We start from the raw sequence: 26,885 nt of genomic DNA on the forward strand, positions 1-26,885 counted from the left end.
TCGGCAGTGTCCCGGCCGAGTCGTGGAGAGGCGGAAAGACCACCATGAGTCGCACACCACTGCGGCCCGCGATCCGCGAAGCGATCGAAATCCTCGCCGCCGCAGGCATCCACAGCCCCAACGCCGACGCCGAACTCCTCGCCGCCCACGTCCTCGGCGTCGACCGCATGCGCCTCGCCCTGACGCCGACCCTCGACCCGGACCAGCTCGAGGAATACCGCAAACTCGTCTCCCGCAGAGCGGAACGCATTCCGCTGCAACACCTTACGGGCACGGCCGCCATGGGGGACATCGACTTGGCGGTAGGCCCAGGCGTTTTCATCCCGCGCCCGGAAACCGAACTCCTCTTCGCCTGGGCGCTGGCCCAATTGGAAACCATCCCGCACGACCACCAGCCCATCGTGGTCGACCTCTGCACCGGCTCCGGAGCTCTGGCCCTCGCCATAGCCCACGCCCGCCCGGACGCCCAGGTCCACGCCGTCGAGCTGGACCCCGAGGCCCTCCGCTGGGCCAAACGGAATGCGCTCCAGCTCGCGGACGAAGGCGACACACCTATCGACCTGCACTCCGGCGACGCCACCGACCCGACACTGTTGACCCACCTCGACGGCAAAGTCGACATCGTCGTCTCCAATCCGCCCTATATCCCCGAAGCCGCGATCCTGGATCCTGAAGTGGCAGACCATGATCCGCACCGCGCGCTCTTCGGCGGTCCCGACGGGCTCTCCGTCATACGACCGATGATCTCGACCATTGCCCGGCTGCTCCGGCCGGGCGGTGCGACTGCAGTCGAGCACGATGACAGCAATGGGTCCGGTGCGGCTGCGCTGTTCGGTGCCCACGGGGGGTTCGTCGATGTGCTCGAGCATCCCGACCTCGCGGGGAAACCCCGGTTCGTCTCGGCGCTGCGCGCCTCGGACTCGCACTGAGCGGGGATTGTTCTCGGGGCCTACGTAGCTGGGTCGGTCACGGTCGTCGCTGTCCGAGCGGGGTTCGGGAGGACAAGCCAAGACAAAGCAATGGGGTCACCTCGCCTGCCGTACCTGGCTTTCGCTCCCCCTTTGGGAGCCGTCGCCTCACCTACCTGACGTGGGGCCTGGCCCTAGTTACCTTTTCAAGACAAAACCCCAAAAGACAAGGGCACCAGGACCGGAACCCCAAAGCAAAGAGCTTCAAAAGTGAAACGTCAACCCGGGAAACCTGGCCTTTCATGATCAACGGGACCTGGTGGCGGCGACACGCCGTGAAACCCCGCCACCAGGTCCCACTGACCACTGAGTCTCCTTCCAGGCGGGGACGCTGGCGGGAATTCGCCCGATTCTCATGATCAGGGAGCTCTGGTGGCGGGAATTTGTCCGATTCCCCGCCCTGGGAGCTCCCTCAGAGTGAAACGTCAACCCGGGAAATCCTCACCCCACACCCCAAATCGATACCTCACAGCCGCGATCTGTGTTGTGGGGTGGTGAGTTGGGGTGTGGGGTGGGGGTTTTGGCTTTTGTCTTTGTTCTCGAGGAGGTGACAACGGCCGGAACGACGCTGGGGGGTGAGGTGACGGCTCCCAGCTGGGGACACCACGTCGGGTACGGCAGGCGAGGTGACCCCACTGCTCGGTCTTGGCTTGTCCTCCCGAACGCAGCTGGAAGTGGAGCGGGCGCGACCGAACCCGGCTACGTAGGCCCCGAGTACTCCAACGGGTCACGGGGGTTCGGGGGCGGAGCCCCTGAGAGCTATGAAGAGTCCATCCGTGCCAAGATGTTGCGCGTGAGTACCGTCTACGACTGTGCCGATCCGGATTCGCGTGCTGCTGGCCTGACCGCCGCGCGGAGTGCACTGAAATCTGGGCGGCTGGCTGTCATTCCGACCGACACGCTCTACGGCATCGCCGCCGATGCCTTCGACAGCCAGGCTGTCGCCGCACTGCTGGCCGCCAAGCGCCGCGGCCGGGATATGCCGGTGCCGGTGCTGGTGGGGTCCTGGAACACCATCGACGGACTGGTGTTCTCGGTGCGCCCGCAGGCTCGGGAACTGATTCGGGCGTTCTGGCCCGGTGCGCTGAGTCTTGTTGTGCAGCAGGCTCCTTCGCTGGCCTGGGATCTGGGCGATGCGCGAGGGACGGTCATGTTGCGGATGCCGTTGCATCCTGTCGCGCTGGAATTGCTGCGTGAGGTCGGGCCGCTGGCGGTGTCGAGTGCGAATGTGTCGGGGCAGCCGCCCGCCGCGAAGGTCGAAGAGGCCAAGGCGCAGCTGGGGGATCTGGTCGGGGTTTATCTGGATGGGGGACCAGCCGATCATGGGCTGGCTTCGACCATTGTGGATCTGACGTCGGATGTGCCGCGGATTCTGCGGGAGGGCGCGATTCCGACGGAGAAGATCGCGGAGGTGCTCGGGGTGACGCCCGGGGAGTTGCTGGCGCAGGACGCGCGGTGACGGCCTCGTAGATGCTGCTGAGTCAGGGCGTATTCAGCCACGGGGCGGTTGTTCCGCTGCGAGAGCTGCTGCTGGTGCTGCTGGTTGCCACCATCATCGCTTTTTTGAGTACCGGCGGTGTGCGGGTGATGGCGATTGCCGTCGGCGCTGTCGCCGTGCCGCGTGAGCGGGACGTGCATGTGAAGCCGACGCCACGGCTGGGCGGGCTCGGGATCTATCTGGGGGTGCTGGCGGCGGTGCTGTTCGCGCACCAATTGCCCGCGCTGCGACGGGGTTTCGAATACCCCAAGGATATTCCGGCGGTGATGGCGGCCGCGACGCTCATCGTGCTGGTGGGCATCATCGACGACCGGTGGGGGCTGGACTGGCTGACCAAGCTGGTCGGGCAGGTGACCGCCGCCGGTGTCATGGCGGTCATGGGGTTGAGTTGGGTGGCCATCTACAACCCGTTCACGAATACGACGGTGGTGCTGGATCCACTGCAGGGCGGTCTGGTGACCGTCGGGATCACGGTCGTCATGGTGAACGCCTTCAACTTCATCGACGGGCTCGACGGCCTGGCCGCGGGGATGGGCTTCATCACCGCCGTCGCCGTGTTCGTGTTCACCGTCGGCCTGCTGTACGAGGTGGGCGGTTCCACCGACACGTTCCCGCCGGCGATGCTGGCCGCGGCGCTGGCCGGTGGCTGTCTCGGATTTCTGCCGCACAATTTTCAGCCCGCCCGAATTTTCATGGGCGATACCGGGTCGATGCTGATCGGATTGATGCTGGCAGCGGTATCCACGGGCGCCTCCGGAAGAATTCCGCTGCAGGGTTATGGCCCGCGCGACATCGTGGGTCTGCTGTCACCGCTGTTGCTGGTGGGAGCGGTGATGTTCATTCCGGTGCTCGATATCGTGATGGCGATTGTCCGGCGCTGGCGCGCGGGTGTGAGTTTTTCCACTCCGGACAAAATGCATCTGCATCACCGCCTCTTGCAGATCGGGCATTCCGTGCGACGCGTGGTGTTGTTGATCTACTTGTGGGTGAGCGTCCTCGCATTCGGCGCGGTCGGCAGCTCGCTCATGGATCGCACGGCGGTGGTGCTGTTGTTCGCCGCCGGATTGGTTTTCGCGTTGATCGTCACAGCGGTGCCGTCGTGGCGGGAGCTGCTGGTGCGCCCCGGGCGCAAACCGCCGCGCGGTCCGAATGCGACCGCCCGGTAGAGTGACCTGACGTGAGCACGCCTTCCGATCCCCATCCCGATGCCCCACTGCGGGCAGCGCTGCGCTACGGCCTCATGGGTTTGGCTGTGCTGGTAGTGATTTCGGCGATTCTGTCGTCCGTTTTCGCGGGGCTCCCCGGTCTGTGGGGCGCTCTTCTCGGAGCCGCCATCGGTGGCGGTTTCATCCTGACGACCGCGGCCTCGGTGCTGTTCAGCGCCAAGCTCGAATCCGGTTTGCAGGGCGTTGTGCTGCTGGGTAGCTGGGTCGGAAAACTGCTGGTCGCGGTGGTTGTCGTCGCGATTCTCCAGCGGTTCGATTTCTACAGCCCCAAGGCGCTGTTCCTCACCGTCGTCGGAGCGCTGCTGGTGGTGCTCGGAGCGGAGACGTACGGCCTTCTGCGGCAACGTGTTCCGTACGTGCAGGTGGATCGGGAGCTATAGCGGCGACACAGTTCACCTGCTGTTTCCGGCACCCCCTACACGCTGTCGTAGATAACTTGATAAAGTCTTTACTTGTAGGCAACCGAACCACCAGGGGGGTCATCCTGAGACCCGCCTGAGAGCAGGTTATGCTTACAGCCGTACCGGACCCATGTGGGTCATGGTTCTGCACCGTCGACGATGTCGCCGACGCGCGTACAGACGCCCGGGCGCAAGCCCGAACAGCTGCTGACGAACTTCGAGCCGACCTGAGTCGACCCACCAGATCGTCAATGTCCGATCGAACCGCAGGAGAAAACTATCTTCTGCGGCCCGAACACGGGAGAGAACGCTGAGCGTCACCACTTTGGCGGGCGAGTTCCACGCGCCGTCGCTTAACGACTTCTTCCCTCCAGCTGTGCTGTTCGAGGGGACGCCTTTCGAGCTCGACCGTTTGATGCTCATTCGCATCCTCATGGCGGCCGTTCTCGTCATCGTGATGCTGCTGGCATTCCGCAGCCCGAAACTCGTCCCGAGGGGTCTGCAGAACGTCGCCGAATCCGGTCTGGTGTTCGTCAAGGAGCAGATCTGCGACGAGGTGCTCGGCAAGGAATCCGGTAAGAAGTTCTTCCCGCTCATCGCGTCGATCTTCTTCACCGTGCTGTTCTTGAACATCTCCGGTGTCATTCCGGGCCTGAACATTTCCTCGAATGCCCGAATCGGCATGCCGCTGGTGCTGGCCCTGGTCGCCTACATCGTCTTCAACTACGTGGGCATCAAGAAATACGGCTTCCTGAAATACATGCGCTCGAGCATCGTGGTGCCGAATGTGCCGCCCGCTCTGCACGTGCTGCTGATCCCGATCGAGTTCCTCTCGACCTTCGTGTTGCGCCCGTTCACGCTGACCGTCCGACTCATGGCGAACATGCTGGCAGGCCACATCATGTTGGTGCTGTTCTTCAGTGCCACCCAGTTCTTCCTGTTCGACGCCGACAACTGGATGAAGGTGTTCTCGCCGTTCTCGCTGCTCGCGGGCCTCGGCTTCACACTCTTCGAACTTCTGGTGGTGTTCCTGCAGGCGTACGTGTTCGCGCTGCTGACCGCTGTCTACATCGGTCTCGCGCAGCACGCCGACTCTCACTGACCGACAACACCAACATCTCCACAAACCTGCTACACACGCCGTCGGCGGGTGGGCGACAGAAAGGGAAAATAAACAGATGAGCACCCTCTCGTACCTGGCCCAGGAAGCTGCTGAGCAGAAGTTCAAGGGTCTCGGCGCGGTCGGCTACGGCCTCGCGGCGATCGGCCCGGGTGTCGGCGTCGGCATCGTCGTCGGCAAGGCCATCGAGGGCATCGCCCGTCAGCCCGAGCTGCAGGGCCAGATCCGGACCACCATGTTCCTGGGTATCGCGTTCACCGAGGCCCTGGCGCTGATCGGTCTCGTCGCCGGCTTCATTTTCTGATTCCGGCCCACAGACTAGGAATCAACGATGAACAGCACCTACTTGCTCGCGGCTGAGGGGGCCGAAGAAGTAAACCCCCTCATCCCCGAGACCTATGACATTGTCTGGTCTGCTGTCGTCTTCATCGTTATCGCCTTTGTCTTCGCCAAGTTCGTCATCCCGCGCCTGACCAAGGTGCTGGATGAGCGTTCCGAGAAGATCGAGGGCGGTATCGCCAAGGCGGAGGCCGTTCAGGCCGAGGCGCAGGCCACACTGCAGCAGTACCAGGAGCAGCTGGCCGAGGCTCGCCTCGAGGCTGCCCGCATCCGCGAGGAGGCCCGCACTCAGGGTCAGACCATCCTCGCCCAGATGCGTTCCGAGGCGCAGGCCGAGGCCGATCGCATCGTCGCCGCGGGTCACTCGCAGCTGGAGGCTCAGCGCCAGCAGATCGTGACCGAGCTGCGGTCCGAACTGGGCCGTACCGCGGTCGACCTGGCCGAGAAGATCATCGGTCAGTCGGTGGCCGACGAGGCCAAGCAGGCGGCGTCGATCGACAAGTTCCTCGCGGAGCTGGATCAGAACGCCGGCATCGGGGTCGGAAGGTAACGAACCGAAAGTGGGAAGCATGTACGCAGCGAGCCGCGAGGCGAGCTCCCGTGCGCGGGAAGCTCTTCGGGCCGCTCTGACCGGAAGCGACACCGTCGCGGCCACGACGGGCTCCGAACTGTTCGCCGTTGTCGCCGTCCTCGACGACCAGCGTTCGCTGCGTGTGGCGCTCGCGGATAAGTCGGTGTCGAGTTCGGCCCGCGCCGAGCTGGCCGAACGCCTCTTCGGGGGCAAGGTCAGCGGAGCCACCCTGACGGTTCTGACCACCGCGGTGGCTCAGGACTGGTCCCGTGCCCGCGATCTGGTCGACACCCTGGTGCTGCTCGGCCGCGAAGCGCTGCTGCGCGCCGCGGACGAGCGTGGCCGCCTGAACACCGTCGAGGACGAGCTGTTCCGGCTGGCCCGCATCATCGACGACAACTCGGATCTGGAGCAGGCGCTGCAGGATCACGGCCGTCCGGCCGAGGCCCGGCGTGGCCTGGTGCAGCGTCTGCTCGCGGGCAAGGTCGAGGACATCACCCTGCAGCTGGTCGAGCAGGCCGTGCTGCGCCACAAGGGCGATTCCGGGCAGGCGATCGACGAGCTGTCCGACCTGGCAGCGGGCCTGCGCGATCAGATCGTGGCGCACGTGCGCGCCGCGGTGGCCCTGACGCCGCAGCAGCGGGAGCAGTTGGCTTCCTCGCTGCAGCGCATCTACGACAAGCCGATCACGGTGCACGTGCAGGAAGACCCCAGCCTTCTGGCCGGCGTCGTCGTGCGCGTGGGCGACGACCTGATCGACGGCAGTGCCGTCGGACGGCTGCAGCGCTTGCGCCAGTCTCTCGCTTAAGAGAGAGACCAGCCCGCAGTTTCCAATTGCCGGCCCGCCGGCGAGCGCACTTACACACCGACTTACGACCACAGCGAGAGCAGGAAGAACATGGCGGAGCTGACGATCTCCCCCGATGAGATCCGTAGCGCGATCGAGAGCTACACCCAGAGCTACACCCCCGAGACCTCCATCGAAGAGGTCGGTGTCGTCACCGACACCGGCGACGGCATCGCCCACATCAGCGGCCTGCCCTCGGCGATGGCCAACGAGCTGCTGGAATTCCCCGGCGGCGTGCTCGGCGTGGCGCTGAACCTGGAGGACACCGAGATCGGTGCCGTCATCCTGGGTGAGTTCGACACCATCGAGGAGGGCCAGCAGGTCCGCCGCACCGGCGACGTGCTCTCGGTCCCCGTCGGTGACAAGTTCCTGGGTCGCGTCATCGACCCGCTGGGCGCCCCCATCGACGGCCTGGGCGAGATCGAGGCCGACGAGCGTCGCGTCCTCGAGCTGCAGGCCGCGACCGTGCTGGAGCGCCAGCCGGTCGGTGAGCCCATGGCCACCGGCATCACCGCCATCGACGCCCTGACCGCCATCGGCCGCGGCCAGCGTCAGCTCGTCATCGGCGACCGCAAGACCGGCAAGACCGCGGTCTGCGTCGACGCCATCATCAACCAGAAGGCCAACTGGGCCACCGGCGATCCGTCGAAGCAGGTGCGCTGCATCTACGTCGCGATCGGCCAGAAGGGTTCCACCATCGCGGGCGTCAAGGCCGCGCTGGAGGCCCACGGTGCGATGGAGTACACGACGATCGTCGCCGCGCCGGCTTCCGACTCCGCCGGCTTCAAGTGGCTTGCGCCGTACACCGGTTCGGCCCTCGGCCAGCACTGGATGTACCAGGGCAAGCACGTCCTGATCGTGTTCGACGACCTGTCCAAGCAGGCCGAGGCCTACCGCGCCATCTCGCTGCTGCTGCGCCGCCCGCCGGGCCGCGAGGCGTACCCGGGTGACGTCTTCTACCTGCACTCGCGTCTGCTGGAGCGTTGCGCGAAGCTGTCCGACGAGCTGGGCGCGGGTTCGATGACCGGTCTGCCGATCATCGAGACCAAGGCCAACGACGTCTCGGCGTTCATCCCGACCAACGTCATCTCCATCACCGACGGCCAGGTGTTCCTGGAGTCGGACCTCTTCAACAAGGGTGTCCGTCCGGCCATCAACGTCGGTATCTCCGTCTCCCGTGTCGGTGGCGCGGCGCAGACCAAGGCCATGAAGAAGGTCTCGGGCTCGCTGCGTCTGGAGCTGGCCTCCTTCCGTGAGCTGGAGGCGTTCTCCGCCTTCGCCTCCGACCTGGACGCCGCCTCGCTGGCTCAGCTGGAGCGTGGCGCGCGCTGGGTCGAGCTGCTCAAGCAGGACCAGTACGCCCCGGTCGCCGTCGAGGACCAGGTCGTCTCGCTGTTCCTGGTCGACGGTGGCTACTACGACTCCGTGCCGGTCGCCGACATCCGTCGCTTCAACTCCGAGCTGCTGGAGAACCTGCACGCCACCGTGCAGTCCTCCTTCGACGCCCTGCAGGGCGGCGCGAAGGCGCTCGAGGGTGACGCGGCCGAGGCCATCAAGACCGCGACCGACAAGTTCAAGCAGGGCTTCCTGGCTTCGGACGGCTCGCGCGTCGTGAACGAGGCCGAGGCCGGCCAGCTCGATCACGAAGAGGTCGAGTCGCTGTCCGTCACTCGCAAGCACGTCGAGAAGTAAGACGGGCGAATCCGATGCGACTGACTGACACGAGGAATGAAGGGAGTGTGAACCGCTAATGGCAAGCGTGCGCGAACTGCGCTCCCGAATTCGTTCCGTCAACTCGACGAAGAAGATCACCAAAGCGCAGGAGCTGATCGCGAGCTCGCGAATCAGCAAGGCGCAGGCCCGGGTCGCGGCTGCCAAGCCGTACGCGGAGGAGATCACCAAGGTGCTCGCCGAATTGGCAAGCGCCAGTGGCAATCTCACGCATCCGCTGCTCACCGAGCGGGCCAACCCGCGGCGCGCGGCGATCCTGGTCATCACCTCCGACCGCGGCATGTGCGGCGGTTACAACTCGAACGTGCTCAAGCGCGCCGAGGAACTGGTGACCACGCTGCGCTCCGAGGGCAAAGAGCCGGTGCTGTACGTGATGGGCTCGAAGGGCTTGACCTACTACACCTTCCGCAAGCGTCAGCTGAACGGATCGTGGACCGGGTTCTCCCAGTCGCCCAACTACGTGGACGCGTCCGCTGCGTGCAACCACCTGGTCGAGGCGTTCATGGCGGGCGCCGACGGCGAGGTTCCCACCCCCAACGGGGCGGGCACCATGGCCGGTGTCGATGAACTGCACATCGTCTACACGCGTTTCGTGTCGATGCTGACGCAGGTGCCGGAGGTTCGCCGGCTGGCCCCCATCCAGGTCAGCTACGTGGACGAGAACTACGACATGGGCGAGGACGCCTTCTCCGATTCGGAGACCGCGGATGTCCACGCGCAGTACGAGTTCGAGCCGGATGCGGATCGCCTGCTGGGCGCGCTGCTGCCGAAGTACATCAACACCCGCATCTACTCGTCGCTGCTCGACGCAGCGGCGTCGGAGTCGGCTGCGCGCCGCACCGCTATGAAGGCGGCCACCGATAACGCTACGGAGCTGGTGAATTCACTGACCCGTACCGCGAACTCGTTGCGCCAGGCCGGAATCACGCAGGAAATCACGGAAATCGTCGGTGGCGCCAATGCGCTCGCGGCGAGCTCGGACCGCGACTAAGCCGTAGGAAGAGAAGCAATGACCGCAGCTGTCACTAACGAAACCCGGGTTGGCGCCGGCACAGGCCGCGTCTCCCGCGTCATCGGACCCGTCGTGGACGTCGAGTTCCCGCGCGGTTCGATCCCTGAGCTCTACAACGCCCTCAACGTGGACATCGCGTTGAAGTCCGTTGCCAAGACGCTGACCCTCGAGGTCGCACAGCACCTGGGCGACAACATCGTTCGCACCATCTCCATGCAGCCGACCGACGGTCTGGTGCGTGGCGTCGAGGTGCGCGACACCGGCAAGCCGATCTCGGTGCCCGTCGGTGACATCGTCAAGGGCCACGTGTTCAACGCCCTCGGCGACTGCCTCGACACCCCGGGTCTGGGCCGCGACGGCGAGCAGTGGGGCATCCACCGCCAGCCGCCCGCCTTCGACCAGCTCGAGGGCAAGACCGAGATCCTGGAGACGGGCGTCAAGGTCATCGACCTGCTCACCCCGTACGTGAAGGGTGGCAAGATCGGTCTGTTCGGTGGCGCCGGCGTCGGCAAGACCGTTCTGATCCAGGAGATGATCACCCGTATCGCGCGTGAGTTCTCCGGTACGTCCGTGTTCGCGGGCGTCGGTGAGCGCACCCGTGAGGGCACCGACCTCCACCTGGAAATGGAAGAGATGGGCGTCCTCCAGGACACCGCCCTCGTCTTCGGCCAGATGGACGAGCCGCCGGGCACCCGTATGCGCGTCGCCCTCTCGGCCCTGACCATGGCCGAGTACTTCCGTGACGTGCAGAACCAGGACGTGCTGCTCTTCATCGACAACATCTTCCGGTTCACCCAGGCCGGTTCCGAGGTCTCGACCCTGCTGGGTCGTATGCCTTCGGCCGTGGGTTACCAGCCCACGCTGGCGGACGAGATGGGTCAGCTCCAGGAGCGCATCACCTCGACCCGTGGCCGCTCGATCACCTCGATGCAGGCGATCTACGTGCCCGCCGACGACTACACCGACCCGGCGCCGGCCACCACCTTCGCCCACCTCGATGCGACGACCGAGCTCTCCCGCCCGATCTCGCAGAAGGGCATCTACCCGGCCGTCGACCCGCTGACCTCGACCTCTCGTATCCTCGAGGCGTCCATCGTCGGCGATCGGCACTTCGCGGTGGCCAACGAGGTCAAGCGAATCCTGCAGAAGTACAAGGAACTCCAGGACATCATCGCCATCCTCGGCATGGACGAGCTCTCCGAAGAGGACAAGGTCCTCGTCGGTCGCGCCCGTCGTCTGGAGAAGTTCCTCGGCCAGAACTTCATCGTGGCCGAGAAGTTCACCGGTCAGCCGGGTTCCGTCGTGCCGCTGGAGCAGACCATCGACGACTTCGATCGCGTCTGCAAGGGCGAGTTCGACCACCTGCCGGAGCAGGCGTTCAACTCCTGCGGTGGCCTGGACGACGTCGAGGCTGCTGCCAAGAAGATCGCCGGGAAGTAGTCCAACATGGCAGATATGTCTGTTGACCTGGTAGCCGTGGAACGGCTGCTGTGGTCGGGCCGCGCGAGCTTTGTCGCGGCCCAGACCACCGAGGGCGAGATCGGCATCCTGGCCGGTCACGAGCCGCTGCTCGGGCAGCTGGTCGAGGCCGGCACGGTGACCATCGTGGCCGACAGCGGCGAGCGCATCGTCGCGGCCGTGCACGGCGGTTTCTTCTCCGTCACCGGCACCTCGGTGCGGGTGCTGGCCGAATCCGCTGATTTCGCAGCCGATATCGACGAGGCGGCCGCCAAGGCCGTGCTCGCCGACGAGGCCGCGAGCGCCGGTGCGAAGACCAAGGCCGAGGGCCAGCTTCGCGCTCTGCAGAAGGCCGCCGAAGCGTGATCTGAGTTTTCACTCGGCAAATAGGCAGCGCCCCCGGGAATTCCCGGGGGCGCTGCTTTTTTCATTGTCGATCGTGTGGTTAGATTCATTCGCCGATCCGTGATGTGTGATCCGGATCATCTGGCTAAACCTCGGCTATTTCAAGCACTTCCAGCTTTACCTTCCATGAGCGGGCAAAGGCGAGGGGCGAATGAGCAGGTTTCGGTCGATTGTCATAACGCTGGCCGGTGCGGTCGCACTGGGTTTCTTGTCGCCGGGCGCCGCATCGGCGGATACCTGGGTTCCGTTGCCGGACGGGCATATCGAAGGTCCGGGCGTGCGGATCACGAGTACCGGTGAGCGCGCGATCATTTCACCGTCGCTGGCGTCCAACGGCGCCGGGCGTTCGGCCTGGCTGACCGGGAACGTGGTCGCCGACGTGGAAACCCCCGACGGCACCGTGGGCCCCAACAACGGGCCGAAAGGCTTCCCCGGCACCAATAATTCGGGCACGCACGGTTCGTCCAACCTCACCGTCGGATACGTGGTCGGCTGCCAGGTCTCGCTGGGCGCGCTGAGCGCCAATACGAGTGTCACCGTCCTCATGACCCCGGGCGTCTCGGCGGGATTCAGTTTCCCGCTGTCGCCGGGCGAGGTGAAATGGCTCGCGATCAACAACATCGAATTGATCAAGAGCGGCGCCTACACCATCCAGTACCAGGACGTCCCCATGGACATTCAGGGCTGCGCCGGATATGCGCAGGCCAGGCAGTTCGCGGTGGTGGAGATCATTGGCGCGGACTACAAGAAGGTCACCCTCTACGGGCAGCCGTTCAGCATCGGCTGACATTCCGAATTCCTACGCGAAGGGGATCGCATGACTCGCATTTTTCCCGTGGGCGGCAGGCTTTTCGGGACAGCGCTCGCGGTAGCCGTGCTGGCCTGTGGATTCGCCGCCCCGGGCCCGGCCGCCGCCGACACCTTCATTCCGCTGCCGGGTGGCGTGCTCACCAAGGAACTGCCGGACGGCACCATGATCACGCTGCGCATCGCCGACGAGTCGGCGAAGATCAGCGGATCCATGGGTGCGACACCGCTGCACCGCAATGTGTGGGTCACCGGTGTCGGCAGCATCGACCTGGAGGGCCCGAGCGCCGCCACCTCGACCATCAAGATCTCGCCGGGATATGTGGTCGGCTGCCAGGTGGACATCAGCTCGCTCGGCCTGAACGAGAACGCCGGCGAATCCAACACCCTGAGCCAGACCGCGCCGTACATCACGCCGTCACTGAGCGAGTCCTTCGGCGGCGGAATCACTCTCGGACCCGGACAGGCCGCCGCCCGGCTCATGCTGGATCTGGAGAAGCCCGACGACTACGGCATGGAATCGCACAAGCGGTACAACAAGGTGCCCGGTCCGCACGCCAGCGTGACCTGGATCGATGAGACCTTCGAGGTGAACGGCTGCGGTGGATACGCGCAGGCGCGCTCCTTCATCCTGGCCGAGGTCGACACCACGACCTTCATCGGAAACCTGGCGCTGTGGGGCCAACCCTTCAGCATGGGCTGAACATGAGTCCGCTTGTGCGGAATAGGCATTCCTCACATTCGGGTGATGCTCGGGCCCCGCGTTTCTACGATCGCTAGTATCGATCTCCAAGCGCGGGGAACCGGAAGTTCGGAAAGGACGGGTCGGCATTGCAGACCGGGATGGTGGTTCTGATCATTCTGGTGCTGTTGCTTGTCGCCTTGGCCCTGGCTTCCATCTATCGCCTGGTCATGCTGCGCCGCGGCGGCACCGCCGCACTGCTGCGGGTGCTGCCCGCGCGGGGGCACGGCGGCGGCTGGCGGCACGGCCTGATCCGCTACGACGAGGACACCCTCGTCTTCTACAAACTCTCCAGCCTGAAGCTCGGCCCGGATTCGACCATGCGCCGCTTGGCCATCGAGGTCGGCAACCGCCGCTCCCCGCAGGACGACGAGTACGACATCATGACCGACGAGTCCATCGTCACCCTCTCCGACGGCCACGGCAGCTATGAGGTCGCGCTCGACCGCGGCGCGCTCGCAGCCCTGCTGAGCTGGGTGGAGTCGCGTCCCTCCGAGCGAATTCGCCGTCGCCCGAACTACTGACGGCTCCCGGGCGCACCAGGGGTTACGGTGAATCCGTGAGTGTGCACCTGACGCGGATCTACACGCGAACCGGCGACGACGGGACCACCGGCCTCAGCGACTTCTCGCGCGTGGCCAAGACCGACCCGCGGCTCATCGCCTACGCCGACTGTGACGAGACCAATGCCGCGCTCGGCGTGGCCATCGCGCTCGGTGCCCCCGACGACCGCATCCTGTCCGTGCTGCGGCAGATCCAGAACGACCTGTTCGATGCCGGCGCGGACCTGTCGACGCCCGTGGTCGCGGAGCCCAAATACCCGCCGCTGCGCATCACCGAGCCCTACATCGAGCGCCTCGAGCAGTGGTGCGACGAGTTCAATGAGCCTCTGGCGCCGTTGAATTCGTTCATCCTGCCCGGCGGCACACCCCTGGCCGCCCTGCTGCACACCGCGCGCACCGTCGCCCGCCGAGCCGAACGATCGGCCTGGGCCGCCGTCGCGGCACACCCGGACGACACGAATGTTCTGCCCGCGAAATATCTCAACCGGCTGTCCGACCTGCTGTTCATCCTGAGCCGAGTCGCCAACCCCGACGGCGACATCCTCTGGCGGCCGGGCGGAGAAGCCACGGGCACGGAACAGGACCACTAGGCTGACCCCCGTGAGTGAACGGTTTCTGGTGACCGGGGGCAGCAGGCTCGTCGGTGAGGTCGCGGTGGGCGGCGCGAAGAACAGCGTCCTCAAGCTGATGGCCGCCGCGCTGCTGGCCGAGGGTACGACCACGATCACGAACTGCCCGGACATCCTGGATGTGCCGCTGATGGCAGACGTGCTGCGGGGTCTCGGCTGCGATGTCACCGTCGACCACGAGACGGTCGTCATCGTGACGCCCACCGAACCCAAGTATCACGCCGACTTCCCGGCGGTCACCCAGTTCCGCGCCTCGGTGTGCGTGCTGGGCCCGCTCATGGCGCGGTGCAAGCGGGCGGTCGTCGCGCTGCCGGGCGGTGACGCCATCGGTTCACGTCCCCTCGACATGCACCAGCAGGGCCTGCGACTGCTCGGCGCGACCAGCGAGATCGAACACGGCTGCCTGGTGGCGCGTGCGGAAGAGCTGCAGGGCGCGCGGATTCGCCTCGACTTCCCGTCGGTGGGCGCGACCGAGAACATCCTCATGGCCGCGGTGCTCGCCGAGGGCGAGACCGTCATCGACAATGCCGCGCGCGAACCGGAGATCGTGGATCTCTGCAACATGCTCGCGCGCATGGGCGCCAAGATCTCCGGCGCCGGCACCTCGGTGCTGACCATCGAGGGCGTGGAGAAGCTGTCGCCCACCACGCACCGCGTGATCGGTGACCGCATCGTCGCCGCCACCTGGGGCATCGCCGCCGCCATGACGCAGGGCGACGTGCGGGTGACGGGCATCAACCCCAAGCACCTGTCCCTCGTGCTGGACAAGCTGCGGTCGGCGGGCGCGCGAATCTCGTTCGAGCCGGACGGTTTCCGCGTGGTGCAGTCGGATCGTCCTCGCGCCGTGAACTTCTCGACCCTGCCGTTCCCGGGTTTCCCGACCGACCTGCAGCCGATGGCCATCGGCCTGGCCGCCATCGCGGACGGCACCTCGATGATCACCGAGAACATTTTCGAGGCGCGCTTCCGCTTCGTCGAAGAGATGATCCGGCTGGGCGCGGACGCGCGCACCGACGGGCATCACGCTGTGGTGCGCGGGATTCCGCGACTGTCGAGCGCGCCGGTGTGGTCGTCGGACATTCGCGCCGGCGCCGGTCTGGTGCTCGCGGGTCTGGTCGCCGACGGGGTGACCGAAGTGCACGATGTCTTCCACATCGACCGGGGTTACCCGTCTTTCGTGGAGAACCTGCGGTCGCTAGGCGCAGAGATCGAACGTGTGGGAACCGCAGACTGAACACTCGATGACGGAGGGTGTTTCACGAAAACCCCTCCTGAACAGGCGATTTGACATGCGAACAACCAACACGTAACTTATTCCAGGTCAGAGCGACACGGACTCCCACCGGGGAGAACGAGAGCGCCTGATGATCACACTAGCTCCCTTCCAACCGGCGGATTTGGTTCCGCTGTGCGGCGCGGGCTAAGCTTCAAAAGTTGCCTAGCTGATCGAACGGGCTCACCGCCCGGGAGATGGCTTGTGCGTGTGTTCTTTGAGAACTCAATAGTGTGTCGATGAATGTCAGTGCCAATAATTTATTGGTTCCGATCTTCACCCCCCGTGTGAGGGTCGGACATTTAGTCAGCTTAATTTCCGAGCTGGCGTTTATTTTGCTGGGTTTTCGGACTCACGTTTACTTCTGATTGCCTCCTTCGGGAGGGAATTGAGAGTCTTCAACGGAGAGTTTGATCCTGGCTCAGGACGAACGCTGGCGGCGTGCTTAACACATGCAAGTCGAGCGGTAAGGCCCTTCGGGGTACACGAGCGGCGAACGGGTGAGTAACACGTGGGTGATCTGCCTCGCACTCTGGGATAAGCCTGGGAAACTGGGTCTAATACCGGATATGAGCAGCCTCTGCATGGGGGTTGTTGGAAAGGTTTACTGGTGCGAGATGGGCCCGCGGCCTATCAGCTTGTTGGTGGGGTAATGGCCTACCAAGGCGACGACGGGTAGCCGGCCTGAGAGGGCGACCGGCCACACTGGGACTGAGACACGGCCCAGACTCCTACGGGAGGCAGCAGTGGGGAATATTGCACAATGGGCGAAAGCCTGATGCAGCGACGCCGCGTGAGGGATGACGGCCTTCGGGTTGTAAACCTCTTTCGACAGGGACGAAGCGCAAGTGACGGTACCTGTAGAAGAAGCACCGGCCAACTACGTGCCAGCAGCCGCGGTAATACGTAGGGTGCGAGCGTTGTCCGGAATTACTGGGCGTAAAGAGCTTGTAGGCGGTCTGTCACGTCGATTGTGAAAACTCGCGGCTCAACCGCGAGCCTGCAGTCGATACGGGCAGACTAGAGTACTTCAGGGGAGACTGGAATTCCTGGTGTAGCGGTGAAATGCGCAGATATCAGGAGGAACACCGGTGGCGAAGGCGGGTCTCTGGGAAGTAACTGACGCTGAGAAGCGAAAGCGTGGGTAGCGAACAGGATTAGATACCCTGGTAGTCCACGCCGTAAACGGTGGGTACTAGGTGTGGGTTTCCTTCCACGGGATCCGTGCCGTAGCTAACGCATTAAGTACCCCGCCTGGGGAGTACGGCCGCAAGGCTAAAACTCAAAGGAATTGACGGGGGCCCGCACAAGCGGCGGAGCATGTGGATTAATTCGATGCAACGCGAAGAACCTTACCTGGGTTTGACATACACCGGAAAGCCATAGAGATATGGCCCCCCTTGTGGTCGGTGTACAGGTGGTGCATGGCTGTCGTCAGCTCGTGTCGTGAGATGTTGGGTTAAGTCCCGCAACGAGCGCAACCCTTATCTTATGTTGCCAGCGCGTAATGGCGGGGACTCGTGAGAGACTGCCGGGGTCAACTCGGAGGAAGGTGGGGACGACGTCAAGTCATCATGCCCCTTATGTCCAGGGCTTCACACATGCTACAATGGCCGGTACAGAGGGCTGCGATACCGTGAGGTGGAGCGAATCCCTTAAAGCCGGTCTCAGTTCGGATCGGGGTCTGCAACTCGACCCCGTGAAGTTGGAGTCGCTAGTAATCGCAGATCAGCAACGCTGCGGTGAATACGTTCCCGGGCCTTGTACACACCGCCCGTCACGTCATGAAAGTCGGTAACACCCGAAGCCAGTGGCCTAACCCTTGTGGAGGGAGCTGTCGAAGGTGGGATTGGCGATTGGGACGAAGTCGTAACAAGGTAGCCGTACCGGAAGGTGCGGCTGGATCACCTCCTTTCTAAGGAGCATCTAGCGCATGTCACCTCGAACAGTCGAGAGAGACTGCGCCAGAGCCGTTTCGGACTCACACGTAGTCCGGCGGAGCTCATGGGTGGAACACTGACAACTTTCATCGCACCAAGTTCGGAGCCAAGTCTTCGAGCGCGGTGAATATACCGACACACTATTGGGTCCTGAAAGAATACGCGTTTCGCGTTTCTTTCCAGGCAAGATAACGATCCGCTCGGATCTCCTCGAAACCGCCGGCCTCGCCGGTCAGGTCCTGGAAAACCGATTCGATGCGGGTGTGTTGTTTGAGAACTGCACAGTGGACGCGAGCATCTTTGTTAGTAAGTGTGTAAGAGCGTACGGTGGATGCCTTGGCACCAGGAGCCGATGAAGGACGTAGGAGGCTGCGATAAGCCTCGGGGAGCTGTCAACCGAGCTGAGATCCGAGGATTTCCGAATGGGGAAACCCAGCACGAGTGATGTCGTGTTACCCGCGCCTGAATATATAGGGCGTGTGGAGGGAACGTGGGGAAGTGAAACATCTCAGTACCCACAGGAAGAGAAAACAACAGTGATTCCGTGAGTAGTGGCGAGCGAAAGCGGAAGAGGCTAAACCAGGAGCGCGTGATAGCCGGCAGGCGTTTCGTTCTTGGGGTTGTGGGACCTATCTTCCTAGTTCTGCCGAACTAGGCAACAGTAAGAAACCAGAGCGTTAGTCGAATTGGTCTGGGACGGCCAACCGTAGAGGGTGAGAGTCCTGTAGACGAAAACGATCTGGCTGTTGTGATGGGCACCCGAGTAGCAGCGGGCCCGTGAAATCTGCTGTGAATCTGTCGGGACCACCCGATAAGCCTGAATACTACCTGGTGACCGATAGCGGACTAGTACCGTGAGGGAAAGGTGAAAAGTACCCCGGGAGGGGAGTGAAATAGTACCTGAAACCGTGCGCTTACAATCCGTCAGAGCCCTCATTGTGGGGTGATGGCGTGCCTTTTGAAGAATGAGCCTGCGAGTCATCGGTGTGTGGCGAGGTTAACCCGTGTGGGGGAGCCGTAGCGAAAGCGAGTCCGAATAGGGCGAGTGAGTCGCACACTATGGACCCGAAGCGGAGTGATCTACCCATGGCCAGGGTGAAGCGACGGTAAGACGTCGTGGAGGCCCGAACCCACTTAGGTTGAAAACTGAGGGGATGAGCTGTGGGTAGGGGTGAAAGGCCAATCAAACTCCGTGATAGCTGGTTCTCCCCGAAATGCATTTAGGTGCAGCGTCGCGTGTTTCTCACCGGAGGTAGAGCTACTGGATGGCCTAGGGGGCCCACAAGCTTACCGAAGTCAGCCAAACTCCGAATGCCGGTGAGTGAGAGCGCGGCAGTGAGACTGTGGGGGATAAGCTTCATAGTCGAGAGGGAAACAGCCCAGATCGCCGGCTAAGGCCCCTAAGCGTGTACTAAGTGGAAAAGGATGTGGGGTCGCGAAGACAACCAGGAGGTTGGCTTAGAAGCAGCCACCCTTGAAAGAGTGCGTAATAGCTCACTGGTCAAGTGATCCTGCGCCGACAATGTAGCGGGGCTCAAGTACACCGCCGAAGCCGCGGCATTCACACATTATCCCGCCTTCGGGCCAGGAGTGTGGATGGGTAGGGGAGCGTCGTGTAGCCAGGGAAGCGGCGGAGTGATCCAGCCGTGGAGGCTGCGCGAGTGAGAATGCAGGCATGAGTAGCGAAAGACGAGTGAGAAACTCGTCCGCCGAATGACCAAGGGTTCCTGGGCCAGGTTAATCCGCCCAGGGTGAGTCGGGACCTAAGGCGAGGCCGACAGGCGTAGTCGATGGACAACGGGTTGATATTCCCGTACCCGTGTATCCGCGCCCAATGGCGAATCAGTTGTGCTAAGTATCCAAAAGCGGATGGACCTCCTTCGGGAGGCCGGAAGTGGCTGCATACGACCCTGGCTGTAGTAGTCAAGCGATGGGGTGACGCAGGAAGGTAGCTGGGCCAGGTGATGGAATACCTGGTGTAAGCCTGTAGGGCGTGGTGTAGGCAAATCCGCACCGCATACAGCCTGAGAGGTGATGCGTAGCCGATTGAGGCGAATTCAGTGATCCTATGCTGCCGAGAAAAGCCTCTAGTGAGTTGATACACGGCCCGTACCCCAAACCGACACAGGTGGTCAGGTAGAGAATACCAAGGCGATCGAGATAACTGTGGTTAAGGAACTCGGCAAAATGCCCCCGTAACTTCGGGAGAAGGGGGACCTTGCTTGGTGACATCCCTTGCGGATCGAGCTGAGTGAGGTCGCAGAGACCAGAGAGAAGCGACTGTTTACTAAAAACACAGGTCCGTGCGAAGTCGTAAGACGATGTATACGGACTGACGCCTGCCCGGTGCCGGAAGGTTAAGAGGACCGGTTAGCGCTTCGGCGCGAAGCTGAGAATTTAAGCCCCGGTAAACGGCGGTGGTAACTATAACCATCCTAAGGTAGCGAAATTCCTTGTCGGGTAAGTTCCGACCTGCACGAATGGCGTAACGACTTCTCTGCTGTCTCAACCACAGACTCGGCGAAATTGCAGTACGAGTAAAGATGCTCGTTACGCGCGGCAGGACGAAAAGACCCCGGGACCTTCACTATAGCTTGGTATTGGTGTTCGGTACGGTTTGTGTAGGATAGGTGGGAGACTGTGAAGCAGACACGCCAGTGTTTGTGGAGTCGTCGTTGAAATACCACTCTGATCGTATTGGACCTCTAACCTCGGACCCTGATCGGGTTCAGGGACAGTGCCTGGTGGGTAGTTTAACTGGGGCGGTTGCCTCCCAAAATGTAACGGAGGCGCCCAAAGGTTCCCTCAGCCTGGTTGGCAATCAGGTGTCGAGTGCAAGTGCACAAGGGAGCTTGACTGTGAGACCGACAGGTCGAGCAGGGACGAAAGTCGGGACTAGTGATCCGGCACCGGCAAGTGGAAGCGGTGTCGCTCAACGGATAAAAGGTACCCCGGGGATAACAGGCTGATCTTCCCCAAGAGTCCATATCGACGGGATGGTTTGGCACCTCGATGTCGGCTCGTCGCATCCTGGGGCTGGAGTAGGTCCCAAGGGTTGGGCTGTTCGCCCATTAAAGCGGCACGCGAGCTGGGTTTAGAACGTCGTGAGACAGTTCGGTCTCTATCCGCCGCGCGCGTCAGAAACTTGAGGAAGGCTGTCCCTAGTACGAGAGGACCGGGACGGACGAACCTCTGGTGTGCCAGTTGTTCCGCCAGGAGCACGGCTGGTTTGCTACGTTCGGAAGGGATAACCGCTGAAAGCATCTAAGCGGGAAGCCTGTTCCAAGATGAGGTTTCTCACCACCTTGAGTGGGTAAGGCCCCCGACAGACCATCGGGTTGATAGGCCGGAACTGGAAGCCAGGTAACTGGTGCAGGTGACCGGTACTAATAGGCCGAGGACTTACCAACAAAGAAGCTACGCGTCCACTGTGCGGTATCTGAAACAACACACGCATGCTCGCAGCCCGGAAGGGCGCGCAAGCGTGACAGTTTCATAGAGTTACGGCGGCTATAGCGGTGGGGAAACGCCCGGTCCCATTCCGAACCCGGAAGCTAAGGCCACCTGCGCCGATGGTACTGCACTCGACAGGGTGTGGGAGAGTAGGACACCGCCGGAACATCATTCGCGAAACCCCCTGACCTCGGTCAGGGGGTTTCTGCGTTTCCGGGTCAATTCTCTACAGCGTTTTCGGCAGCCCGAAGGGTTCGAATCGCTCGAATCCGTGGAATGCCACGACACTTGCAATGCCGCCGGCCGTCACGGTCAGTACCTGTATCGAATGCGCTTCTCCGTTCAGGTAGAGCGCGAACGCCGGCTGGCCGTTGGCTCTCGTCGGGATCATTCGCGCCCCGCCATTTCGAGACGGGCACTGGGTGGTGATCAACCGAATGATGCTGTCCCGTCCGGTGAATCGGCCCGGAATCGGCGGCATTTCCCAGACCGCCTCTGCGCGCAGCAGGTTCGTGAGGGTGTCGGTATCCGAGGATTCGAAGGCTGCGGCCCAGCTGTCGAGTACTGCTCTTGTCGCCGGGTCGTCCGGTTCGGCTATCGGTTCGTCTCCCGTGCGCAGGTTCGCGAGGGTGGCGTGTGCGCGCTGCAGTGTGCTGTTGACCGCGGCCGGGGTGACGTCGAGCAGTTCGGCGACCTCTGTCGCCTTCCAGCGCAGCACATCTCGCAGCAGCAGTACTGCGCGCTGCCGCGGCGGCAGGTGCTGCCAGAGGGCGATCAGCGCCAGTCGCATGTCGTGCCGGGCAATCAGGATGGCGGCCGGATCGCTGTCCTCGGGTTCGACGAGAACATCCGGCATGGGCTGTAGTTCTCGCCGGCTGCTGTGTTCGAGGGCGTTGAGGCAGGCATTGGTGGCGATGCGGTACAGCCAGGTGCGCATCGAGGCGCGTTCCTGGAAGTCGGGGTAGCCGCGCCAGGCGCGCAGCATGGTTTCCTGCACCAGGTCCTCGGCGTCGTCGACGGAGCCGAGCATGCGATAGCAGTGTGCGAGCAGTTCCCTCCGGTAGGGCGCGGTACGTGCCGTGAAGTCTTCGGTCTCGAGCATCCGGGCTCCCTTCGGCCGGGCATGGTTCACCCCTCCCTGTACTGACCGTGTGCGCGTCCGGAAGTCATCGGTGTGTGGTCGATGAGTTTTCTCGTCCCGCCGGTCGGTATGTGCGCAGGCTCGATCGGAAGGAATCTCGTGGATACATCGACAGTTTCGCGGGCGGCGCAGCGCTGGGTGCTGGCGCTCGGAGCCGTCGCCTCGATGATGGCGGCGCTGGACACGCTGGTCGTCGCGACCGCGCTCGGCACGATCCGGGAGGATCTGGGTGCCTCGCTGGCGACCCTGGAATGGACGGTGAACGGCTACAACCTGAGTTTCGCGGTGCTGCTGATCACGGCGGTGGTGCTGGGTGACCGCTTCGGCCGGCGACGCATGTTCGCGGTCGGGCTGGGTGTTTTCGTGGCGGGTTCGGCGGCGTGCGCGACGGCCGGGTCGGTGGGTGTGCTCATTGCCGCGCGAGTGGTGCAGGGCGTCGGTGCGGCATTGATCATGAGTTTGGCGTTGACGCTGGTGAGTGTGGCGTTCCCGGCGGAGCGCCGCGGCTGGGCGATCGGGGTTCTGGAGGGTGTCACCGGTTTGGCGGTCGCGTGTGGGCCGGTGATCGGCGGGGCCATTGCGGAGGGTCTGTCGTGGCAGTGGATCTTCTGGGTGAACGTCCCCCTGGGGCTGCTCGCGATTCCCTTGGTGCTGACCAGGATTCCGGAGAGCCACGGCACGGACACCACGCTGGACGGTGGGGGACTGTTGCTGGTCACCGGTGGCGCGCTGGGTGTGGTGTGGGGTCTGGTGCGCGGCAATATCGCGGGCTGGTCGTCGCCGGAGGTCGTGCTGACGCTCGGCGGTGGCTTCGGCCTGATCATCGCGTTCGCCTTTTGGGAATCGCGCACTCGCACACCGATGTTCCCGGTGCGGATGTTCACCTCGCGTGGTTTCGCGGCGGGCAATACCGCGATCTTCCTGACTTTCGCGGCATTGTTCGGCGCGGTGTTCTTCTACGCGCAGTTCATGCAGCTGGTCTTCCACTACAGGCCGCTCGGAGCGGGTCTGTGCCTGTTGCCGTGGACGTTGACGCTGTTCTGCTGTGCGCCGATCGCGGGAGCGCTGGCGGATCGGGTCGGGGAGCGCCCGATCATGGCGGTGGGTCTGCTGTTGCAGGCGGTGGGCATGGGCTGGGTCGCGGTGATCGCGGACCCGGGAATGTCTTACGGCGCTGTGGTTCTGCCGCTGGTGTTGTCGGGAGTCGGGGTGTCCATGGCGATTCCGACGGCGCAGAGCGCGGTGGTCGGCGATGTCGAGTACGGGGCCATCGGGAAGGCGGCCGGGGCCAACAGCATGATGCGTGAGCTGGGCGGGGTCTTCGGAATCGCGGTCGTGGTCGCGGTTTTCGCGGGTTTCGGCGGCTATGGTTCGGCGGCGTATTTCGTAGCGGGCTTCGTCCCGGCGGTGGCGGCGGGTGCGGCGTTGTCCTTGCTCGGTGCGCTGGTCGCTCTGGCCTTGCCGGGCCGGACGGCGGCCGCGCGGAGGCCGGTCGAGGCCGAGCTCACGCCGGTACTCGAGTAGTCGTACGGTACTGCGGCGCAGTCGAATCCACGACGCTGACCTCATGAGAAAGTACTGGGGGTTGTTCTGGGCCGCTGCCGCACTCGTGATCGTGCTCGTGGTGCTCGCACTGTGGGCCGATCTCGAGGCGCAGGCCGTGATCGGTGTGGGTCTGGGTTTCGTCGCCCTGTTCTGGTTGATCGTCATCCTCACGGTGCCCTGGAACCTGTATTTCGCGGCGCGTCAGGCCGCGCATCGGCTGAGTGCGGTGCAGGTGCGGGAGATTCCGGTGTCGCCGGCGAGTGTGGCCGAGGTGGGGTCGCTGACCAAGCGGCTGCTGGCCATGGCGGTCGGATCGCATCTGGTCACCGCGGCGATCGCGCTGGTTGTCTCGCTGGCTTTCGGGTATGTCCTGGGCTACTACATTGCGGGGTTCTTCCTCGGCAGTATCGTATTCCGGCCTGCGGCAGCGTATTTCGCGTACCTGCGGGCGCGGATCGCGTCCATCTCGCAGGACGTCGCCTATCCGCCGGATGATGTGGTGGAGCTGCGGGCGCGGGTGCGGGCCGTCTCGGATCGACTGGAGGCGCTGGAGTCGGCGTTGGCGTCCTGGCAGGAGTCGGATGCCCGGCAGATCGATGATCTTCGGGATGATCTGCGCCGCCAGGATCAGCGGGCTCGTGACGAGCAGCGGTCCGCGCGGGAGGCGATCGTCGCGGTGGATCAGCGGATGGCGGTCATGGTGACCAGGTTCGATGCCGCCCTCGACGAGGTGAACGATCAGCGTGAGATCATCGCCGGGTTGCGGGCCTTCGCCCGGCTCATGCGCGACGATCGTTGAGTTCGTTTCGCGGCCAGGAATATTCGAGTGATTCTGTCGGTGGGGGCTGTTAACGTCTTTCGTGGCGGGGCTGTTGGGGCCCCGCCGCATGATCTTGGAACCAGGAAGGGAGCCGGTGATGCGTGAACGCGCCGCTGTACCTGCTCGCTCTCGCTTCGAGGTGATCCTGGTGTCCCTGCCGGTCCGGTGCCGGCTGCGCGGCCGGTACTGAGACCGGACTATCTCTGCCGCTGTGCCTTTCGGGCACTGTGGTTCGGGCTGCCCTGGAGGCGGCCCTGTGTCCGGTGAATCGCGCTGTCTTGTCTCGATTCGGATCGAAGGACCGAAGACTGTGCGTACCAATACTTCTCGACAAGCTATGACCGCTGTCCGCAATCTGGGCATTCTCGCGCATGTGGATGCCGGGAAGACGACCGTCACGGAGCGAATGCTGTTCCTGGCGGGTGAGATTCACAAGCGGGGCGAGGTGCACGACGGCACCACCGTCACCGATTTCGATCCGCAGGAGCGGGAGCGCGGGATCACCATCTCCGCCGCGGCGGTCGCGTGCGAGTGGAATGGGCACCGGCTCACGGTGATCGACACTCCCGGGCACGTGGATTTCTCCGACGAGGTGGAACGCTCGCTGCGCGTGCTGGACGGCGCGGTGGCCGTATTCGACGCGGTGGCGGGCGTAGAGCCGCAGAGCGAGTCGGTGTGGCGGCGGGCGGATCGCTACGGCGTGCCGCGGATCGCGTTCGTGAACAAGATGGACCGGGCCGGAGCGGATTTCGATGCGGCGGTGGCCTCCATCCGGGCGCGATTGCATCCGGCCGCGCTGGCGGTGCACCTGCCGATCGGCGCGGAGGCGGGCTTCGCCGGCGTGGTGGATCTGGTGCGCATGCGCGCGCTGGTCTGGGAGTCGGGGACGGTCACCGTGAGCCCGATCCCGGCTGAGCTCGAGCAGATCGCCCGCGAGCGTCGCCGCCTGATGGAAGAGGCTGTGGCGGAACGGCATTCGGCCGCGTTGGAGGAGTTCTACGCGCGGCCGGGACTGTCGGACGTCACGTTGGCGGCGGCGCTGCGCGAGCTGACCCTGTCCGGGGAGATCGTGACGGTGCTCTGTGGTGCGGCCTACCGGGACATCGGTGTGGAGACCTTGCTGGACGCGGTGGTCGAGTACCTGCCCTCGCCGCTGGATCGCCCGCCGGTGCGGTTCGAATGGCTGTGTGGTGAGCCCAGCGAACCCGTGCTCACTCCCGATCCCTCGGACCCGTTGGTGGCCTTGGTTTTCAAGGTGCAGGGCACGGGCTCCGGCCGGCGCACGTTCGTCCGGATCTATGCGGGCACGCTGCGCAAGGGGGAGTCCGTCCTCGACGTCGGCGCGGGCCGCACCGAGCGGATCGCCCGGATCGTCCGGGTACAGGCGGACCGGCACACCGAGGTGGAGCAGGCCGTGGCCGGTGACATCGTGGCGCTCATCGGGCCGAAGTCGGCGCGGGCCGGTGCGACGCTGTGTGCGCCGGACGCTCCGGTGCTGTTGGAGCCGCCGGTTGCCGCCGAACCGGTGGTTTCGGTTGCGGTGGAGGCTCGAACGTCCGCCGACACCGAACGCCTGGCCGTCGCGCTGGCTCGCCTGGTGGAGGAGGATCCGTCGCTGGTCGTCCGCACCGACCCGGAGTCCGGGCAGACGCTGCTGTCCGGCCTGGGCGAACTGCATCTCGAGGTGGCGGTGGAGAAGATCCGCCGGGACCGTGGGATCGCGGTCTCGGTCGGTCGTCCGCAGGTGGCGTACCGGGAGACGGTGCTGCGCGGGGTGTCGGGGCTACGGTACCGGCACGTCAAGCAGTCCGGTGGCCCGGGCCAGTTCGCGGAGGTCGTGCTCGATGTCGAACCACTCGATGCCGCAATGGATTTCGAGTTCGGTTCGACCGTCGTCGGTGGCCGGGTGCCGCCCGAGTACGTGCGGGCGGTGGCGGCTGGTTGCCGGGATGCCCTGGCGGCCGGGCCGCTCGCCGGTCATCCGGTGATCGGGGTGCGGGTGACCCTCGTCGACGGCGCGACCCATCCGGTCGATTCGTCGGAGCGGGCCTTCCGGATGGCGGGCCGGCTCGCGTTGCGGGATGCCTTGCGGGCGTGTGAGATCGGCGTGCTCGAGCCGACGGCCGAGGTCACGGTCACCGCGCCGGAGGAGGATCTGGGCGCGGTGCTCGGTGATCTCGCGGCCCGCCGCGCCCGGATCGCGGACTCCCTGCCCCGGGGTACCGAGGTGATCGTCACAGCGATCGCCCCGCTGGCCGAAATGTTCGGCTACGCAACGCGTTTGCGCAGCCGGACGCACGGACGCGGTACCTTCACCGCCCGCCCGCTCGGCTACGAGCGGGCACCGGCTCGCTGAGGCCCCGGCCGTCGGTGCCGGGTGCGCTGGACCGATTTGG

Annotated in this window: 21 protein-coding genes and 3 rRNA genes; 23 read left to right on the top strand and 1 reads right to left on the bottom strand. The window is 64.2% G+C overall.

Going from position 1 to position 26,885, the window contains the following annotated elements; all coding sequences use genetic code 11:
• Positions 1 to 44 precede the first annotated feature (44 nt).
• From prmC to rrf, 20 genes are all read left to right on the top strand, one after another.
• Entirely contained in the window at positions 45 to 929 is an 885-nt protein-coding gene (prmC, locus tag H0264_RS07570; protein WP_181583306.1) for a peptide chain release factor N(5)-glutamine methyltransferase, read from the top strand.
• Between the two features lie 832 nt (positions 930 to 1,761).
• On the top strand, positions 1,762 to 2,427 hold the full coding sequence (locus H0264_RS07575) for an L-threonylcarbamoyladenylate synthase (RefSeq protein ID WP_181583307.1): 666 nt from the start codon (positions 1,762 to 1,764) through the stop codon (positions 2,425 to 2,427).
• Positions 2,428 to 2,438: 11 nt separating this feature from the next.
• Positions 2,439 to 3,632, top strand: a complete 1,194-nt coding sequence (locus H0264_RS07580) for an MraY family glycosyltransferase (RefSeq protein ID WP_181583308.1) — start codon at positions 2,439 to 2,441, stop codon at positions 3,630 to 3,632.
• A gap of 11 nt (positions 3,633 to 3,643) precedes the next feature.
• A complete protein-coding gene (locus H0264_RS07585; RefSeq protein WP_181583309.1) occupies positions 3,644 to 4,072 on the top strand; it encodes a Cg1360 family ATP-synthase-associated protein in 429 nt (142 codons plus the stop codon).
• 397 nt (positions 4,073 to 4,469) lie between these two features.
• Positions 4,470 to 5,195, top strand: a complete 726-nt coding sequence (gene atpB, locus H0264_RS07590) for a F0F1 ATP synthase subunit A (protein ID WP_231084240.1) — start codon at positions 4,470 to 4,472, stop codon at positions 5,193 to 5,195.
• Between the two features lie 76 nt (positions 5,196 to 5,271).
• Positions 5,272 to 5,517, top strand: coding sequence for an ATP synthase F0 subunit C (locus tag H0264_RS07595; protein WP_181583310.1), 246 nt, complete (start codon positions 5,272 to 5,274; stop codon positions 5,515 to 5,517).
• Between the two features lie 27 nt (positions 5,518 to 5,544).
• On the top strand, positions 5,545 to 6,102 hold the full coding sequence (locus H0264_RS07600) for a F0F1 ATP synthase subunit B (RefSeq protein WP_181583311.1): 558 nt from the start codon (positions 5,545 to 5,547) through the stop codon (positions 6,100 to 6,102).
• Between the two features lie 19 nt (positions 6,103 to 6,121).
• The gene (locus H0264_RS07605; RefSeq protein WP_181583312.1) at positions 6,122 to 6,931 is read left to right on the top strand and encodes a F0F1 ATP synthase subunit delta; all 810 of its coding nucleotides are present in this window, start codon (positions 6,122 to 6,124) and stop codon (positions 6,929 to 6,931) included.
• Between the two features lie 90 nt (positions 6,932 to 7,021).
• The gene (atpA, locus tag H0264_RS07610; protein ID WP_181583313.1) at positions 7,022 to 8,662 is read left to right on the top strand and encodes a F0F1 ATP synthase subunit alpha; all 1,641 of its coding nucleotides are present in this window, start codon (positions 7,022 to 7,024) and stop codon (positions 8,660 to 8,662) included.
• Positions 8,663 to 8,720: 58 nt separating this feature from the next.
• Entirely contained in the window at positions 8,721 to 9,692 is a 972-nt protein-coding gene (locus tag H0264_RS07615; protein ID WP_181583314.1) for a F0F1 ATP synthase subunit gamma, read from the top strand.
• Positions 9,693 to 9,710: 18 nt separating this feature from the next.
• Entirely contained in the window at positions 9,711 to 11,153 is a 1,443-nt protein-coding gene (gene atpD, locus H0264_RS07620) for a F0F1 ATP synthase subunit beta (RefSeq protein ID WP_181583315.1), read from the top strand.
• A gap of 6 nt (positions 11,154 to 11,159) precedes the next feature.
• Positions 11,160 to 11,537 carry a F0F1 ATP synthase subunit epsilon gene (locus H0264_RS07625; protein WP_181583316.1) on the top strand — a complete coding sequence of 126 codons (378 nt, stop codon included), beginning with the start codon at positions 11,160 to 11,162 and terminating at the stop codon, positions 11,535 to 11,537.
• A gap of 190 nt (positions 11,538 to 11,727) precedes the next feature.
• A complete protein-coding gene (locus H0264_RS07630; RefSeq protein ID WP_181583317.1) occupies positions 11,728 to 12,363 on the top strand; it encodes an MspA family porin in 636 nt (211 codons plus the stop codon).
• A 30-nt stretch (positions 12,364 to 12,393) separates the two neighbouring features.
• Complete coding sequence (locus tag H0264_RS07635) at positions 12,394 to 13,086, top strand: MspA family porin (protein WP_181583318.1); 693 nt, start codon at positions 12,394 to 12,396, stop codon at positions 13,084 to 13,086.
• 140 nt (positions 13,087 to 13,226) lie between these two features.
• Positions 13,227 to 13,649, top strand: a complete 423-nt coding sequence (locus H0264_RS07640) for a DUF2550 domain-containing protein (protein ID WP_181583319.1) — start codon at positions 13,227 to 13,229, stop codon at positions 13,647 to 13,649.
• A 35-nt stretch (positions 13,650 to 13,684) separates the two neighbouring features.
• Positions 13,685 to 14,278: a cob(I)yrinic acid a,c-diamide adenosyltransferase gene (locus tag H0264_RS07645; protein WP_181583320.1), complete on the top strand. Its 594-nt coding sequence runs from the start codon at positions 13,685 to 13,687 to the stop codon at positions 14,276 to 14,278.
• Positions 14,279 to 14,288: 10 nt separating this feature from the next.
• On the top strand, positions 14,289 to 15,551 hold the full coding sequence (murA, locus tag H0264_RS07650; RefSeq protein WP_181583321.1) for a UDP-N-acetylglucosamine 1-carboxyvinyltransferase: 1,263 nt from the start codon (positions 14,289 to 14,291) through the stop codon (positions 15,549 to 15,551).
• A gap of 437 nt (positions 15,552 to 15,988) precedes the next feature.
• Positions 15,989 to 17,505: ribosomal RNA gene (locus H0264_RS07655) — 16S ribosomal RNA — on the top strand.
• A 329-nt stretch (positions 17,506 to 17,834) separates the two neighbouring features.
• A 23S ribosomal RNA gene (locus H0264_RS07660) occupies positions 17,835 to 20,940 on the top strand.
• 92 nt (positions 20,941 to 21,032) lie between these two features.
• Positions 21,033 to 21,149 (top strand): 5S ribosomal RNA (gene rrf / locus H0264_RS07665).
• The 16S, 23S and 5S rRNA genes sit together here, the layout of an rRNA operon.
• A 60-nt stretch (positions 21,150 to 21,209) precedes the next feature.
• On the opposite strand, the gene H0264_RS07670 is transcribed toward rrf, so the two are convergent.
• A complete protein-coding gene (locus H0264_RS07670) occupies positions 21,210 to 22,085 on the bottom strand; it encodes a sigma-70 family RNA polymerase sigma factor (RefSeq protein ID WP_181583322.1) in 876 nt (291 codons plus the stop codon).
• A gap of 138 nt (positions 22,086 to 22,223) precedes the next feature.
• Between H0264_RS07670 and H0264_RS07675 the strand changes: the two genes are divergently transcribed.
• From H0264_RS07675 to fusA, 3 genes are all read left to right on the top strand, one after another.
• On the top strand, positions 22,224 to 23,648 hold the full coding sequence (locus H0264_RS07675; RefSeq protein ID WP_244976128.1) for an MFS transporter: 1,425 nt from the start codon (positions 22,224 to 22,226) through the stop codon (positions 23,646 to 23,648).
• A gap of 43 nt (positions 23,649 to 23,691) precedes the next feature.
• Positions 23,692 to 24,468: a hypothetical protein gene (locus tag H0264_RS07680; protein ID WP_181583323.1), complete on the top strand. Its 777-nt coding sequence runs from the start codon at positions 23,692 to 23,694 to the stop codon at positions 24,466 to 24,468.
• 358 nt (positions 24,469 to 24,826) lie between these two features.
• A complete protein-coding gene (fusA, locus tag H0264_RS07685) occupies positions 24,827 to 26,845 on the top strand; it encodes an elongation factor G (RefSeq protein ID WP_181583324.1) in 2,019 nt (672 codons plus the stop codon).
• Positions 26,846 to 26,885: the final 40 nt, after the last annotated feature.

Origin of the sequence: Nocardia huaxiensis, from assembly GCF_013744875.1 — a bacterium.
In the GTDB taxonomy this organism is placed as follows: domain Bacteria; phylum Actinomycetota; class Actinomycetes; order Mycobacteriales; family Mycobacteriaceae; genus Nocardia; species Nocardia huaxiensis.

Excerpts from the sequence above, each read along its gene's own strand:
- prmC (WP_181583306.1), top strand. The coding sequence starts at position 45 with ATGAGTCGCACACCACTGCGGCCCGCGATCCGCGAAGCGATCGAAATC.
- H0264_RS07580 (WP_181583308.1), top strand. The coding sequence starts at position 2,439 with ATGCTGCTGAGTCAGGGCGTATTCAGCCACGGGGCGGTTGTTCCGCTG.
- H0264_RS07595 (WP_181583310.1), top strand. The coding sequence starts at position 5,272 with ATGAGCACCCTCTCGTACCTGGCCCAGGAAGCTGCTGAGCAGAAGTTC.
- H0264_RS07600 (WP_181583311.1), top strand. The coding sequence starts at position 5,545 with ATGAACAGCACCTACTTGCTCGCGGCTGAGGGGGCCGAAGAAGTAAAC.
- H0264_RS07605 (WP_181583312.1), top strand. The coding sequence starts at position 6,122 with ATGTACGCAGCGAGCCGCGAGGCGAGCTCCCGTGCGCGGGAAGCTCTT.
- atpA (WP_181583313.1), top strand. The coding sequence starts at position 7,022 with ATGGCGGAGCTGACGATCTCCCCCGATGAGATCCGTAGCGCGATCGAG.
- H0264_RS07615 (WP_181583314.1), top strand. The coding sequence starts at position 8,721 with ATGGCAAGCGTGCGCGAACTGCGCTCCCGAATTCGTTCCGTCAACTCG.
- atpD (WP_181583315.1), top strand. The coding sequence starts at position 9,711 with ATGACCGCAGCTGTCACTAACGAAACCCGGGTTGGCGCCGGCACAGGC.
- H0264_RS07625 (WP_181583316.1), top strand. The coding sequence starts at position 11,160 with ATGGCAGATATGTCTGTTGACCTGGTAGCCGTGGAACGGCTGCTGTGG.
- H0264_RS07630 (WP_181583317.1), top strand. The coding sequence starts at position 11,728 with ATGAGCAGGTTTCGGTCGATTGTCATAACGCTGGCCGGTGCGGTCGCA.
- H0264_RS07635 (WP_181583318.1), top strand. The coding sequence starts at position 12,394 with ATGACTCGCATTTTTCCCGTGGGCGGCAGGCTTTTCGGGACAGCGCTC.
- H0264_RS07640 (WP_181583319.1), top strand. The coding sequence starts at position 13,227 with ATGGTGGTTCTGATCATTCTGGTGCTGTTGCTTGTCGCCTTGGCCCTG.
- H0264_RS07670 (WP_181583322.1), bottom strand. The coding sequence starts at position 22,085 with ATGCTCGAGACCGAAGACTTCACGGCACGTACCGCGCCCTACCGGAGG.
- H0264_RS07680 (WP_181583323.1), top strand. The coding sequence starts at position 23,692 with ATGAGAAAGTACTGGGGGTTGTTCTGGGCCGCTGCCGCACTCGTGATC.
- fusA (WP_181583324.1), top strand. The coding sequence starts at position 24,827 with ATGACCGCTGTCCGCAATCTGGGCATTCTCGCGCATGTGGATGCCGGG.